The organism is uncultured Fibrobacter sp., from assembly GCF_947305105.1.
Lineage (GTDB): Bacteria > Fibrobacterota > Fibrobacteria > Fibrobacterales > Fibrobacteraceae > Fibrobacter.
The window spans coordinates 1-14,185 of the sequence record NZ_CAMZCS010000007.1; the positions used below are offsets into that span (position 1 = coordinate 1).

At 52.2% G+C, this 14,185-nt stretch carries 10 protein-coding genes; 2 read left to right on the plus strand and 8 right to left on the minus strand.

Annotated features, from left to right (window positions below; all coding sequences use genetic code 11):
* Positions 1–234 precede the first annotated feature (234 nt).
* The 4 genes from Q0Y46_RS04990 to cysK all read right to left on the minus strand — a co-directional run bounded on the left by Q0Y46_RS04990 (position 235) and on the right by cysK (position 5,059).
* Positions 235–1,770, minus strand: a complete 1,536-nt coding sequence (locus Q0Y46_RS04990) for a phosphomannomutase (protein WP_297945569.1) — start codon at positions 1,768–1,770, stop codon at positions 235–237.
* 149 nt (positions 1,771–1,919) lie between these two features.
* Positions 1,920–3,014 carry a tRNA 2-thiouridine(34) synthase MnmA gene (gene mnmA, locus Q0Y46_RS04995; RefSeq protein WP_297945571.1) on the minus strand — a complete coding sequence of 365 codons (1,095 nt, stop codon included), beginning with the start codon at positions 3,012–3,014 and terminating at the stop codon, positions 1,920–1,922.
* Between the two features lie 39 nt (positions 3,015–3,053).
* Complete coding sequence (gene nadA / locus Q0Y46_RS05000) at positions 3,054–4,070, minus strand: quinolinate synthase NadA (RefSeq protein WP_290956410.1); 1,017 nt, start codon at positions 4,068–4,070, stop codon at positions 3,054–3,056.
* Between the two features lie 62 nt (positions 4,071–4,132).
* Positions 4,133–5,059 (minus strand): cysteine synthase A, encoded by a 927-nt coding sequence (gene cysK, locus Q0Y46_RS05005; protein ID WP_290956408.1) that lies wholly within the window; start codon positions 5,057–5,059, stop codon positions 4,133–4,135.
* Between the two features lie 261 nt (positions 5,060–5,320).
* Here cysK and Q0Y46_RS05010 point away from each other — a divergent pair, with 261 nt between their 5' ends.
* Positions 5,321–5,746 (plus strand): thioesterase family protein, encoded by a 426-nt coding sequence (locus Q0Y46_RS05010; protein ID WP_295683921.1) that lies wholly within the window; start codon positions 5,321–5,323, stop codon positions 5,744–5,746.
* 12 nt (positions 5,747–5,758) lie between these two features.
* Positions 5,759–7,051, plus strand: a complete 1,293-nt coding sequence (locus Q0Y46_RS05015) for a replication-associated recombination protein A (protein WP_295683923.1) — start codon at positions 5,759–5,761, stop codon at positions 7,049–7,051.
* Positions 7,052–7,117: 66 nt separating this feature from the next.
* On the opposite strand, the gene Q0Y46_RS05020 is transcribed toward Q0Y46_RS05015, so the two are convergent.
* From Q0Y46_RS05020 to Q0Y46_RS05035, 4 genes are read right to left on the minus strand one after another with little or no spacing between them, the layout of a single operon-like run.
* Positions 7,118–8,851 (minus strand): FISUMP domain-containing protein, encoded by a 1,734-nt coding sequence (locus Q0Y46_RS05020; protein WP_297945574.1) that lies wholly within the window; start codon positions 8,849–8,851, stop codon positions 7,118–7,120.
* A 23-nt stretch (positions 8,852–8,874) separates the two neighbouring features.
* Positions 8,875–10,614 (minus strand): FISUMP domain-containing protein, encoded by a 1,740-nt coding sequence (locus tag Q0Y46_RS05025; protein ID WP_295683929.1) that lies wholly within the window; start codon positions 10,612–10,614, stop codon positions 8,875–8,877.
* A 45-nt stretch (positions 10,615–10,659) separates the two neighbouring features.
* Positions 10,660–12,342, minus strand: coding sequence for an FISUMP domain-containing protein (locus Q0Y46_RS05030; RefSeq protein WP_297945576.1), 1,683 nt, complete (start codon positions 12,340–12,342; stop codon positions 10,660–10,662).
* Positions 12,343–12,387: 45 nt separating this feature from the next.
* On the minus strand, positions 12,388–14,076 hold the full coding sequence (locus Q0Y46_RS05035) for an FISUMP domain-containing protein (protein ID WP_297945578.1): 1,689 nt from the start codon (positions 14,074–14,076) through the stop codon (positions 12,388–12,390).
* Positions 14,077–14,185: the final 109 nt, after the last annotated feature.

Sequence of the window (14,185 nt, forward strand, 5' to 3'; positions counted from 1 at the left end):
ATGCTAATTTTTTTCACAAGAAGCCTTGTTTTTTAACATAGTTCATTGCGAGGGGCGAAGCCCTGAAGCAATCTCCGTTAGAGAATCTAGAGGTTAGAATCTAGGGGCTAGGGAGAAATATCACGGCTTCGCCGTCTGTTACTAACGCACGAAGTGCGTGATTCTTTTCACTAGCCGCTAGTCTCTATTCTCTAGTCTCTCGAATACTCACCGCTCACTGCTCACAGCCCACTGCTATTTCCTCCACCCTTCCATGATTTTCATGCAGCCGGAGAGGAGTTCGGCGGAGCGGTCCTTCGACTCAGTTTCCACGTAGCAGCGGAATTCGGGAGCGTTGCCGCTCGGGCGCAGGTGCACGATATCGCCGGAATCGAATTCCATGCGATAGCCGTCCGTCTCGTCGATGGAGACAACTTCACCGTGGAACGGCTGCGGCGCGGGGGCATCCTTGGGCTTGAACTTGGAAGGCACTGCGGTAAGCGCTCCGAACAACTTTGCGCCGAGTTTCTGCTCGCGGATTTCGGCAAGTTTCGCTTTCGAGGTTTCGGTCGGGAATTCCTTGAGGCGGTCGCTGAGCGTAAAGCGCTTCGGGAGTTTCTTGAGCAGGTCAACGACGCACATCTTCTGTTCGCGGACCATCACCATCACAGCGAGCATCGGGAGAAGCGCATCGCGGGTCGGGAGTGCCGGCAGCGTGCGGGTGCCGTCTTCGAATTTGCGCGTGAGGTCGGTCTGCAGCAGGAATCCGCCGTTCGCTTCGTAACCGGCGACAGAAACACTCGGGTCGTTCGCGTCGACCAGGCTTTCCATGCCAGCAATCACGTAGGGGCTGCCGATGCGGGTGCGACAAATCTTCTCGAAGCTGCCGGACTTTTCGAGCGACGTGTTGCAACTCACCGGAGTTGCAATGCGCTTGACGCCAAGCGCCTGGGCAGCCAAGATGCCCAGCACGTCGCCACGCAGCCACATGCCAACATCGTCTGCCAAAAGCGGGCGGTCGCTGTCGCCGTCCGTGCTGAAAATCGCATCCACGAAATCCTTGTGCGCGAAGTCGCGGGCAAGGTCTTCGTCTTCCTTGCGAATCGCCTCGGTATCCACCGGGATAAACGTCTCGCTGCGCGCGAAGGGCTTCACCGTAGCACCCAGGCTTTCGAGCACCTTCACCACGATGTCGCGGCCCACGGCAGAATGCTGGTACACGCCGATGGTGAGGCCCGAGAGCGCCTTCGTGCCGAAAAATTCCGGATAACGCTTGCAATAATTTTCTTCGGCTTCCGCTTCGACTGCCGGGAGCGCGGGCGCATTCTTCAACATGCCCTGCGCATCAAAAATGCCTTCGTCAAAATCCACCGCCTGCGAAACGATTCCCTGTTCGTCCTTCTTGGAAATCTCGCCCTTCGGGTGGTTGAACTTGATGCCGTTACGGTCTGCCGGGATATGGCTCCCCGTGACCATGATGGTCGGGAGCGCCTTGTCAATGCCATACAGCGCAATCGCTGGGCTCGGGATGCGACCGCAGTACACGACCTTCCATGCACTGTCCTCGCCAGCCTTCACAAGCGCCTTCAAGATGCGTTCGGTACTGGGGCGCAGGTCGCCCGCAATCGCGATCGTGTGCTCGCACTTGTAGCTTGCTTCGCAGTACTTGATAAAGCAACGCGCATACACATAGCAAACGCGGTCCGTCATCGCAGTCACCAAGCCACGGGCACCGCTCGTGCCAAACGCCACGCCGGATTGTTTCATCACCTCTTGCATCGAAACGCTCATATAAACCTCGAGATATAGTAGCTAGTTAGTGGCGTAAGTTCGGAAAACTGTGAGACTTTAAAACGCCGCTAGAGACAGCCTATTGTTTACGGGCTAAAAGATAAAAAACGGCTTGTGGGGCCGGAAAGGATGGCAATGGGTTATGCGTTTTAATGGCTTATTATGGCCGAGGCGACGACGCCTGCATCGGCATAGAGCACGAGCACCTGGCCCGGGGCCGAGGCGAATTGCGGTTCGTCGAAGCGGACGCGGATAAGGCCCTTCTGCGTGTCGAGAGCCTCGATATGGGCGGGAGCGCCCTTGTGGCCGAGGCGGATATGCGCAGTCAGTTCGCCCTGGAGCAGCGGAGAATTTTCCGACACCATCAGGTTCAGGTCTACACCGGAAACTTCGGTACAGTTCAGCGCGCTGCGGGGCCCGAGAATCACCTGGTTCTTTTTCACGTCAATCGCCACCACAAAGAGAGGCTCGGGCTGGCCGCCAATGTTCAAGCCCTTGCGCTGGCCGATAGTGTAGTGGATGATACCCTTGTGCTGGCCGAGCACCTTGCCCTGCATATCCACGAAGTCGCCGGGAACATTATCGGATTCGTCGAAGAGTACGGAATAGTCCCCGCATTCGAGGAAGTCCATGCTCTCCTTCTTGGTGGCGAAATCAATCCAGCCGATCTGCTTGGCGAGTTCCTTGACTTGCACCTTCGTCATGCCGCCCAACGGGAAGATGACTGTCGAAAGCTGTTCTGCGGTAAGGCGCGAGAGGAAGTACGTCTGGTCCTTGCCGTGGTCGAGCGCTGCGTACAAAAAGGGAACGTCGGGGTTCTTGAATTCGAGGCGGGCGTAGTGGCCGGTGGCGAAGTAGTCGAAATCAATTCCCATGCGACGGGCCGCCGTCTGGAGTGCACCGAACTTGATATACTGATTGCAGCGCACGCACGGATTGGGGGTGCGCCCGGCACGGTATTCCGCACGGAAGTAATCGAGCACCTGGCGCTTGTATTCCTCGGAAATGCGTACCACGTGATGCGGAATTCCGAGCCGGTCGGCAACCGTCTTCGCTTCGGCAATGCTCGCATCTTCGCCGGGGCCAAAACAGCCCTCGCGGCCTTCCACGTGCGGCATGTCGATGGAACCGTCCCACGTGGCCATCGTCATGCCGATGACCTCGTAACCCTGCTGTTTCAGTAGGAAAGCGGCGAGGGCGGAGTCCACTCCGCCGGAAAGTCCGACTGCTACCTTCTTTGTCATGCTCGTGCCTGCTTTCTTTCGCGGGTTGGAAATTTTCGCCTAGAGGTTTGCGTAATGGAACATCGCGTCGATGCACTTCTTGGCCTTCACGCGGATGTCCTCGTCGAGTTCCACGCGGTTCGCCTGTTCAGGGTGACGCAGCGTCTCGAGGATGTTTTCGAGAGAATTGGACTTCATGTACTTGCACATGCTGCAGCTACCGATGAATTCCATGTCGGGATGCTCGTAGTGCATGCGGGCGTTGAGGCCGCATTCCGTAAGGAGAAGCACCTTGCTCTTGGGCGGGAGACCATCGATGTACTTGACCATCTGACCGGTACTGCCCACAAAATCGCTGTAGAATGCCGCAGACGGGTTGCATTCGGGGTGGCTCACCACCTTGAGGCCCGGATTTTGGCTGCGGAAGAACTGGATAAGTTCGGCATCGTAGGTTTCGTGTACGTAGCAGCTGCCCGTGTAAAGCACGATGTCCTTCTTCACGCCACGGCTTTCCATTTCACTGATGATGTTCTGGCCCATGAGCTTGTCGGGGACAAAGCAAATCTTGTCGTTCGGGTAGGCTTCCACGATTTTCATCACGTTGCCGCTAGTGACGCACACGTCGCAAGCCGCCTTCACGTCGGCGGTGGTGTTGATGTAGCAGATGAAGGCATGGTCCGGATACTTTTCGCGGAGCGCCATCACGTCTTTGCCGGTAATGGAATCGGCAAGGCTACAACCGGTAAGCTTGCCCGGGATGAGCACGTCCTTTTCGGGGCTCAAGATTTTGGCCGTTTCGCCCATGAAACGCACCGCAGAGAACAAAATCGTCTTTTGCGGAACCTTCGTCGCATCTTCGCTGAGCTTGTAGCTGTCGCCCGTGTAGTCGGCGACGCCGAGTACGATTTCGGGAGCGCAATAGCTGTGTGCGAGGATGACAGTATCCTGGTCCTTCTTGCGCTCGTTGATTTCGTTGATCAGCGGGAGCATCTGGTCGACCTTTTCCCTAGTATAGTGGCAAAGGACAGCGCCTGGCTGGATCTTGTTCAGTCTGTTGAAGAGTTCGTCTGCGGTCATAATCCAAATATAAAAATTAGGGCCCCGAGCGTAAAGCCCGGAGCCCTTGGAGATATATTCCACTATTCGGCGAACAAGGCCGTAGAGAGGTAGCGGTCGCCGGTATCCGGGAGGAGCGCGACGATGGTCTTGCCCTTGTTTTCCGGACGCTTGGCGAGTTCCTTGGCGGCCCAGAGAGCGGCACCGGAGGAGATACCCACGAGAACGCCTTCCTTCTTGCCAATTTCGCGACCGGCTTCGAAAGCGGCCTCGTTCTCGACAGCGATAATTTCGTCATAGACCTTGGTGTTCAAGGTGTCAGGAACAAAGCCTGCGCCAATACCCTGAATCTTGTGGGAGCCAGCAGTACCCTTGGAAAGCACCGGAGAGCTTGCCGGTTCAACAGCCACGACCTTCACGTTCGGGTTCTTTTCCTTGAGGTATTCACCCACGCCAGAAACAGTACCACCCGTACCGACACCGGCCACGAAGATGTCCACCTTGCCGTCAGTGTCTTCCCAGATTTCGGGACCCGTGGTGGCCTTGTGAGCAGCCGGGTTGGCCGGGTTCACGAACTGGCCCGGGATGAAGCTGTTCGGGATTTCCTTAGCGAGCTCGTCGGCCTTGGCGATGGCACCCTTCATGCCCTTCGCGCCTTCGGTCAGCACGAGTTCGGCACCGTAGGCCTTCATCAGCTGGCGACGTTCCACGCTCATGGTCTCGGGCATCACGATGATGATGCGGTAACCGCGGGCGGCAGCGACAGAGGCAAGGCCAATGCCGGTGTTACCGGAAGTCGGCTCGATAATCACGGCGCCCTTCTTGAGCTTGCCGCTCTTTTCGGCATCGTCGAGCATCGCCTTCGCGATACGGTCCTTCACGGAACCGGCGGGGTTGAAGTATTCGAGCTTCGCGACGATCTTGGCGCCGAGACCTTCCTCGATGTGAGTGAGCTCGAGAAGCGGGGTGTGACCGATGAGCTGGTCGGCAGAGGTATAAATTTTAGACATGGCAGAAGTCCTTTTTTGCGCCTTCGGCGCTGTGGTTATTAAACAGAGGTTAATGGTTAGAATCGTTCTAAGCGGGATTTCCGCCTGACGAAGAATAAATTAGAAATTATTCCTATCATTTCAATAGGAAACAATAGGCAGAGTGGCAATTTCTTGCTTACATTTTGCTTACTAATAGTTTTTAACTATAGCCAATTCGCAAAAAAAACTATTTCTAGGCCATTTTGGGAAATTATTCCATACCTTGACTATATTTAGTACATGGAAAATCAATTCATCTATACCGCACGTATCGAAGTCCGCTATGCCGAAACGGACGCCATGGGAATCGTCCACCACGCCACCTACCCTATCTGGTTTGAGCAGGCGCGCACCGAATTTTTCCGCGTTGCAGGCGCCCCCTACGCCGAAATGGAAAAAGAAGGGTTCGCAAGCCCCGTCCTGGAACTTGGCGTAGAGTACAAGCGTCCCTGCCACTACGGCGACTTTGTCGATGTGGAAACCACGCTGGAAATCCTCGACAAGCTCCGTTGCCGCTTCAACTACAAGGTGTTTGTCAACGGGGAACTCTGCACCTCGGGCCACACCGTCCACATTTTCACGAAAAACGGAAGGCCCACGCGCGAACGCCCGGCCACGTTCAGCGCCATCGAGGCAAAAATTTTCGGCAAGCCAGAAAATAGCTAGATTTTTTCCTGTATGGACCAGCCCCTAGCAGAACGACTCCGCCCCCAGACTCTCGACGAGCTCCTCGGCCAGAACAAGATTCTGGGCGAACAGAGCATGTTACGCAAGAGCCTGGAAAAAGACTCCGTCCCCAGCATGATTTTCTGGGGCCCGCCCGGCTGTGGCAAGACGAGCCTTGCCCACATTATCCAGCAAAAGACGCGCAAACGTTTTGTCGCGCTTTCTGCGGTATCGAGCGGAGTCAAAGACGTGAAGGAAGTTCTCAGTGAAGCGCGCAAAATGAAAAACGCCTTCATGGACACTATCCTGTTCATCGACGAAATCCACCGGTTCAACAAGGGCCAGCAAGATGCGCTCCTCGGTGCCGTAGAAGACGGCACAGTGACGCTCATTGGCGCTACTACCGAAAATCCAGGATTCGAAGTGAACGGGGCACTCCTCAGCCGCTGCCAGCTTATTTTATTCGCACCCTTGAGCAAGGATGACTTGCGCACCCTTGTCTACAGCGCATTGCGCGACCACCCGCGGGGCCTGCAACTCAAGGATGTCGAAATCGAAGATTCTGTTGTAGACAAACTGATTGCACAATCCGAAGGCGACGCGCGATTCCTGCTGAACCAAATCGAATGGATTGGCAATAGCCTTGGCGACCGCAAAAAAATCGACGAGAAACTGCTTGAAGAGTTCCAGTACAAAAAGCCTTTGCGCTACGACAAAAGCGGCGAGGAACACTACAACCTGATTTCGGCACTGCACAAGTCCGTGCGAGGCTCGGACCCAGATGCTGCGCTCTACTGGCTGCACCGCATGATCCAGGGCGGCGAAGACCCGCGATTCATTTTGCGCCGTCTCATGCGCATGAGCATGGAAGATATTGGCCTTGCCGACCCGAACGCCTTGCTGCTTGCAACCAGCGCCCGCGAAGCCTACGACTTCATGGGAATTCCCGAAGGGCTCATCGCGCTCGACGAACTGGCCATCTACCTTTCGCTTGCGCCCAAGAGCAACAGCGTGGAGCTCGCCGGCATGGCCGCCGACAGCATCGTCAAGCAAACCGGGACACTGCCCGTGCCGCGCGCCTTCCGCAATTCCGTGACCCGTGTAGGCAAGCAACTCGGCTACGGCAACGACTACCAGTACGACCACGACAGCCCAGGTGCTTATTCCGCACAGGAACACTTGCCCAAACAACTGATTGGCACAGAAATTTACCACCCCAAGCCTTACGGCAAAGAAAAGCAACTCGGCGAGCGCCTTGCACAGCTAAAGCAAATAAAGAAAGAGCGGAACAACGCCGAAAAATAAACCACACAATAAAACAACGGGCCAAGGTGAACTGGCCCGTTGTTGGAATTGTTTTAGGTGCAGATATTAGTTCTTGTCCTTGATGCAGCGGACAGGGAAACCAAGATCAACACTATTAGCATTGTCTGAATAGCTTTCATTGTTATAAATGACGTAATGCGCATCATTTCGGCTTATCTGTTGTTCTGTTCTTGGGGAGGAAGTCCAGAACAAAGCAGCCTTCATGCCGTCGGATTTAACCTCTGTTTGAGAAACATCCATCATATACGACGACTGCATCAACGAAAAACCATATTCATCCGTCCCAGCAGGACTCCAACCATAATTCACTTTTAATTTCAGAATCCTCTGGCCATCATCAACAGCATTATTTAACGCCGCAAATTCAGCCATTGTCGGCAAACGCCAACCATCAGGGCAGTAACTCATAGCAGCTGGCCATGTGTAGAAACGACCAATACTGTCACAGTCGATACAAGCAGACTCGTCCGCGCCCGTTCCCGCATAGTTCAAATTCTGAGCCATCCAGGTCTCGGAGTAGATAACATTTCCGGAATCACCCTTTACAGTAATCTCAGTGAACTTGTAGGGCTGACCGTCACGCGTGTCGCAGAACTGATTGCGGATATCATACAATGAATTTGGATGACCTTCGCACCATTTATCGTTCTGTCCTTCCTTAACGCAGCAGGCGATACTAGATTCAATCTGGCCATCGACGCACCTCTGGGTCTTAGTCTCGTACGTCTGGCCACCGCACTTCGCAACGACCTGATGTTTCTCTTCACTCTTATCGCAGAACTGGAGATCCGGATCGTACGGGCTTCCAGCACACTTTTCATAAAGGACACCCTTCTCGCTGCAGAAGTAAATCATACCGTCATACGAGCCATCTTCTTTGAGGACGTTTTCAGCCAGGCCCTCGGCAATACTGCTGCAACGGCTGTAGATTGAACGATTGGAGCAGAACTGCGTCGTGTAATCGTATGGTGAGGTAACGCACAACGAAACAAGGAGGTCCGACGAATCGCAGAAATACCCCTGCACGTTGTAAGTGCCATCAGGATTGAGATACGGTTCAAGCCCTCCAAGCGCTTTGTGACAGAGCGGGTAGACCTTCTTGTCGTTCGAGCAGAACTGGGTCGCCGGGTCATAAGTGGCGACACCGCACGAGGCCTTGAACAGCGTCACGGATTCTTCGCCACACTTCACGACGATTTGACCATTTTCGCCTTCCGTAAGCGTGCAGTCATCGCCGTCTTCACCATCTTCACCGTTCTTGATGGTGCCAACGGTTTTTCCACCGCAAAGAATATCGAATCCGGTCTTGTCCTTGTTGGCCTTGGCGGAGCAACTCGTGCCGTTTTCACCATCGGCACCCTTTTCGCCCTTTTCGCCCTCTTTACCATCCTCGCCATTCTTGACAGTACCGACGGTCTTGCCATCGCAAACGATATCAAAGCCGGTCTTGTCCTTGGTCTGTTTGGCAGTGCAGCTTGCGCCATCATCGCCGGCAGCGCCATTGGCGCCCTTGTCGCCCTTGTCGCCCCTTTCACCGTCTTTACCGTTCATACGGGTCCAACCGTCACCGGTACAGACATACACTTTCGCAGAATCCTTCACGTACATGACCGAGCCTTCGGTCTCTTCTTCGCACTTCGGGAGTTCCTTGAATTTCTTGACGGTATCAAGAGATACCATTTCGCTCACATTGGTCACTTCGGTGACTTCATCACCGCACGCAACCAATAATGCGAAGCTGGCAGCAATACCTGATGCTACAATTACATTCTTTTTCATGTTTTATAATTCAACCTATGAAATTATTCGGCATTTCTCTTGATGCAGCGGACAAACATATATTGAGTCTTCGCCGTAATGCCTGTGTAATGCACACGGCCACGGACGCTGGCGCCATCAACATAGAAACGGTTCGCAGAAACAGATTCTAGTTCACCCTCCTGAGGAGCGCGTTCTGTTTTAGACCAATAATAAGCACTACTGGTGCTTGTAAAACTAGTCCCGTCATAAATGCCGCCCGAAGTTGGAGAAGAGAAGCCGCTTGTATTCGAACCACCTACACGATAATCTGTGGCGTATGAGCCAAAAGCATTCATCAAAGCACGATAGTCAGCATTTTCTGGCAAATCCCAGCCTTCCGGGCAGTAACTGTTCGCTGCGAGCCATGTATAGTAACATCCATACGTTAAGCACTTATCATCGTTAGAGATAGTCACATGTTCGCCTTCCTGCGTTTTTGTGTATTTCAAATTTTCCGTCATCCAGGTCTCGGAATAAACAACTTCACCATTTCCATTTGCCTTAGTAATCGTCTTGAACTCGTAGGGGTGACCATCGCGCGTATCGCAGAACTGCTTGCGGACATCGTATAAAGAATTTGGATGGCCGTCGCACCATTTGTTGTTCTGTCCTTTGGGAATGCAGCAGGCGATAGCTTCTTCAACTTGGCCATCGACGCACATATGGGTTTCAAGGACATACGTCTGTTCACCACACTTTGTAACGACCTGGGGTTTTTCTGGATCAGTTGTTCTGTCGCAGAACTGAAGATCCGGGTCATACGGACTTCCACTACATTTTTCATAAAGGACTCCCTTCTCGCTGCAGAAGTAATCCGAACTGTTATACTGACCTTCATCGTCGATGAGGTCTTCAGACAAGCCTTCGGCAACACTGCTGCAACGACTGTAGATTGAAGCACGGGAGCAGAACTGCGTCGTGTAATCGTATGGTACGGTAACGCACAACGAAACAAGAAGGTCCGACGCATCGCAGAAATACCCCTGCACGTTGTAAGTGCCATCAGGATTGAGATACGGTTCAAGCCCGGCAAGCGTATTATGACAGAGCGGGTAGACCTTCATGTCGTTCGCACAGAACTGGGTCGCCGGATCATAAGAACCGACACCGCACGAAGCCTTGAACAACGTCGCAGATTCTTCACCGCACTTCACGACGACTTGGCCATTTTCAATTTCCGTAAGCGAGCAATCGTCACCATCCTTGCCATTTTCACCGTTCTTGATGGTACCTACGGTCTTGCCGTCGCATACGAGGTCGAAACCGGTCTTGTCCTTGGTCTGCTTGGCGGTGCAGCTCGTACCGTTTTCGCCATCTTCGCCCTTGTCGCCCTGGGCACCCTTTTTACCATCCTCGCCATTTTCACCATTCTTAATGGTGCCCACGGTCTTGTCACCGCAAACGATGTCAAAGCCGGTCTTGTCCTTGGTCTGTTTGGCAGTGCAGCTCGTACCCTTATCACCGGCAGCACCCTTGTCGCCTTTTTCGCCCTTTTCACCAACGGCGCCATCAAAACTTTCCCAGCCATCGCCAGTGCAGACAAACACCTTGGCGGAATCCTTTACGTACATGAGGGAGCCTTCGATATCTTCCTCGCACTTCGGGAGTTCCTTGAATTTCTTGACCTGGTCAAGCGAAGCCTTTTCGGTCACGTTAGTCACTTCGGTGACTTCGTCGCCACAAGCAACCAAAAGGGCCAAGCTAGCGGCAATGCCTGATGCTACAATTACATTCTTTTTCATAGGAATTATTCCTTTTTTCATATTATAAATTTTTGGGTGTACATGCTATTTGTGTTTGATACAAATAACAGATTCAAGATTTACCTTATTATTAGTACCTATATTATTGAACCTACTATCCCTTATGGATACACGCCATGCTTCATCAGTATAAGTCGTATCTCCATCAGCCGTCCATAACAACGAACTTCTCCCGCGACTAGCCCAACCATCTCTTACTCCCTTGTAGCCTGCTTTTTGGTCAAGGAAGCTATAGCTAATCCCATATTTATTAACAGCATCAAACAAAACAGTATATTGCTGCTTTGTAGGCAAGTCCCAACCATCCGGGCAATAGCTTAAAGCAGCATTCCAAGTATAAAGACGGCCATCGGCATCACAGTTAGAAGAAATGCCGCCATAACAATCAGACTCACCTTCTTCCGTATTTGCATAGTTCAAGTTCTCAGCCATCCAGGTTTCGGAGTAAACAACGTTCCCGGAATCATTTTTTGCGATGACATCAACATACTTGTAAGGACGGCCATCGCGCGTGTCGCAGAACTGCTTGCGGATATCGTAGCGTGAACTTGCATGACCGTTACACCAGTTGCTGTTCTGTCCTTCGGGGATGCAGCAGGCGATAGCTTCTTTAATCTGGCCATCGACGCACATATGAGTCTCAAGTTCGTACGATTGACCGGAGCACAATGCAACGACCCTCGGTTTAGTTCCACTCGAATCGCAGTACTGAAGTTCCGTATCGTACGTGTCATCCCCGCAAAGGGCAACGAGCGAGTCATTCGCATCACAGAAATAACTAGTTCTGGTATAGACCCCATCCTCACTAAGTTGACCAAGGCCTTCGGGTTCCTTGTGACAACGTGGTTCGGCCCCAAAGTCGTCACCAGCACAGAACTGAGTCGTGAAGTCATAGGTTTTTGCATTGCACAAAGGCACAAGGAGGTCCGTCACATCGCAGAAATAGGATTCCACGTCATAGGTACCATCGGCATTAAGGCTTTGTTCAAAGCCTTCCAATGCTTTGTGGCAGAGCGGGTAGACATTCATGTCGTTCGCGCAGAACTGGGTCGCCGGATCATAAGAACCGGTACCGCAAGAGGCCTTGAACAGCGTCACGGATTCTTCGCCACACTTCACGACGACTTGGCCATTTTCGTCTTCCGTAAGCGTGCAGGCATCACCATCTTCACCATCTTCACCGTTCTTGATGGTGCCAACGGTTTTGCCACCGCAAAGAATATCGAATCCGGTCTTGTCCTTGTTGGCCTTGGCGGAGCAACTCGTGCCGTTTTCACCATCGGCACCCTTTTCGCCCTTTTCGCCCTCTTTACCATCCTCGCCATTCTTGACAGTACCGACGGTCTTGCCATCGCAAACGATATCAAAGCCGGTCTTGTCCTTGGTCTGTTTGGCAGTGCAGCTTGCGCCATCATCGCCGGCAGCGCCATTGGCGCCCTTGTCGCCCTTGTCGCCCCTTTCACCGTCTTTACCGTTCATACGGGTCCAACCGTCACCGGTACAGACATACACTTTCGCAGAATCCTTCACGTACATGACCGAGCCTTCGGTCTCTTCTTCGCACTTCGGGAGTTCCTTGAATTTCTTGACGGTATCAAGAGATACCATTTCGCTTACATTGGTCACTTCGGTGACTTCATCACCGCACGCAACCAATAATGCGAAGCTAGCGGCAATACCTGATGCTACAATTACATTCTTCTTCATGGGAATTATCTTCTTCTCATATTATAAAGTTTTGGGGTATAGATGCTATTTGTGTTTGATACAAATAACAGATTTAAAATGGTCCTTTAGATTAGTACTCGTATTACGGTATTCATCACCCGAGAAGTATATACGATATGCTTTATCTGCTTCTTCCTTACTTTCTTCAGACGTCCACATCATTGAAGCTCTTCCTCTACCAGTCCAACCAGCTGATGCTATGTATCCTGCTTTTTGGGCAAGGAAGCTATAGCTAATTCCATATTTCTCACCAGCCTTAAACAAAGCAGCATATTGCTGAGTTGTAGGCAAGTCCCAACCATCCGGGCAATAGCTTAAAGCAGCATTCCAAGTATAAAGACGGCCATCGGCATCACAGTTAGAAGAAATGCCGCCATAACAATCAGACTCACCTTCTTCCGTATTTGCATAGTTCAAGTTCTCAGCCATCCAGGTTTCGGAGTAAACAACGTTCCCGGAATCATTTTTTGCGATGACATCAACATACTTGTAAGGACGGCCATCGCGCGTGTCGCAGAACTGCTTGCGGATATCGTAGCGTGAACTTGCATGACCGTTACACCAGTTGCTGTTCTGTCCTTCGGGGATGCAGCAGGCGATAGCTTCTTTAATCTGGCCATCGACGCACATATGAGTCTCAAGTTCGTACGATTGACCGGAGCACAATGCAACGACCCTCGGTTTAGTTCCACTCGAATCGCAGTACTGAAGTTCCGTATCGTACGTGTCATCCCCGCAAAGGGCAACGAGCGAGTCATTCGCATCACAGAAATAACTAGTTCTGGTATAGACCCCATCCTCACTAAGTTGACCAAGGCCTTCGGGTTCCTTGTGACAACGTGGTTCGGCCCCAAAGTCGTCACCAGCACAGAACTGAGTCGTGAAGTCATAGGTTTTTGCATTGCACAAAGGCACAAGGAGGTCCGTCACATCGCAGAAATAGGATTCCACGTCATAGGTACCATCGGCATTAAGGCTTTGTTCGAAACCTTCCAATGCTTTGTGGCAGAGCGGGTAGACATTCAGGTCGAACGCACAGAACTGGGTCGCCGGGTCGTAAGAACCAGTACCGCAAGAGGCCTTGAACTGCGTTACAAACTTTTCACCACAGGTTACAACGACCTGGCCATTTTCGCCTTCCGTAAGCGTGCAGCCTTCACCGGCTTCACCTTTTTCTCCGTTCTTGATGGTTCCTACGGACTTGCCATCGCAAGTAATCTCAAATCCGGTCTTGTCCTTGTTGGCCTTGGCAGTGCAACCTGTACCGTTTTCGCCATCTTCGCCCTTGTCGCCCTGGGCACCCTTTTTGCCATCCTCGCCATCTTCACCATTCTTGACAGTTCCTACAGTCTTGCCAGCGCAAACGATATCAAAACCGGTCTTGTCCTTGGTCTGCTTGGCAGTGCAGCTCGTGCCGCTATCGCCATCGGCACCCTTGGCACCCTTGTCGCCCTTGGCACCTTTGTCGCCATCCTTACCATTGACCTGAATCCAGCCGTCGCTGGAGCAACCGTACACCTTTGCGGAATCTTTCACGTATATGAGAGTGCCTTCAATATCTTCTTCGCACTTCGGGAGTTCCTTGAATTTCTTGACAGTGTCGACAGAAGCGTTCTCACTCACATTGGTCACCTTGGTGACTTCGTCGCTGCAAGCAACCATAAGTGCTAGGCCCGCAACAAAACCAGATGTAACAAGTATGCTTTTTCTCATAGAGAGTTCCTTTTTTTATTCATAAAAAAAATGTATCAATTTTGTATCCAAATGTATGTTTTTTTTAAACATCTGTAAAACGATTACCTTTATGTTACAATTAATTTAC

Excerpts from the sequence above, each read along its gene's own strand:
- Q0Y46_RS04990 (WP_297945569.1), bottom strand. The coding sequence starts at position 1,770 with ATGAGCGTTTCGATGCAAGAGGTGATGAAACAATCCGGCGTGGCGTTT.
- mnmA (WP_297945571.1), bottom strand. The coding sequence starts at position 3,014 with ATGACAAAGAAGGTAGCAGTCGGACTTTCCGGCGGAGTGGACTCCGCC.
- nadA (WP_290956410.1), bottom strand. The coding sequence starts at position 4,070 with ATGACCGCAGACGAACTCTTCAACAGACTGAACAAGATCCAGCCAGGC.
- cysK (WP_290956408.1), bottom strand. The coding sequence starts at position 5,059 with ATGTCTAAAATTTATACCTCTGCCGACCAGCTCATCGGTCACACCCCG.
- Q0Y46_RS05010 (WP_295683921.1), top strand. The coding sequence starts at position 5,321 with ATGGAAAATCAATTCATCTATACCGCACGTATCGAAGTCCGCTATGCC.
- Q0Y46_RS05015 (WP_295683923.1), top strand. The coding sequence starts at position 5,759 with ATGGACCAGCCCCTAGCAGAACGACTCCGCCCCCAGACTCTCGACGAG.
- Q0Y46_RS05020 (WP_297945574.1), bottom strand. The coding sequence starts at position 8,851 with ATGAAAAAGAATGTAATTGTAGCATCAGGTATTGCTGCCAGCTTCGCA.
- Q0Y46_RS05025 (WP_295683929.1), bottom strand. The coding sequence starts at position 10,614 with ATGAAAAAGAATGTAATTGTAGCATCAGGCATTGCCGCTAGCTTGGCC.
- Q0Y46_RS05030 (WP_297945576.1), bottom strand. The coding sequence starts at position 12,342 with ATGAAGAAGAATGTAATTGTAGCATCAGGTATTGCCGCTAGCTTCGCA.
- Q0Y46_RS05035 (WP_297945578.1), bottom strand. The coding sequence starts at position 14,076 with ATGAGAAAAAGCATACTTGTTACATCTGGTTTTGTTGCGGGCCTAGCA.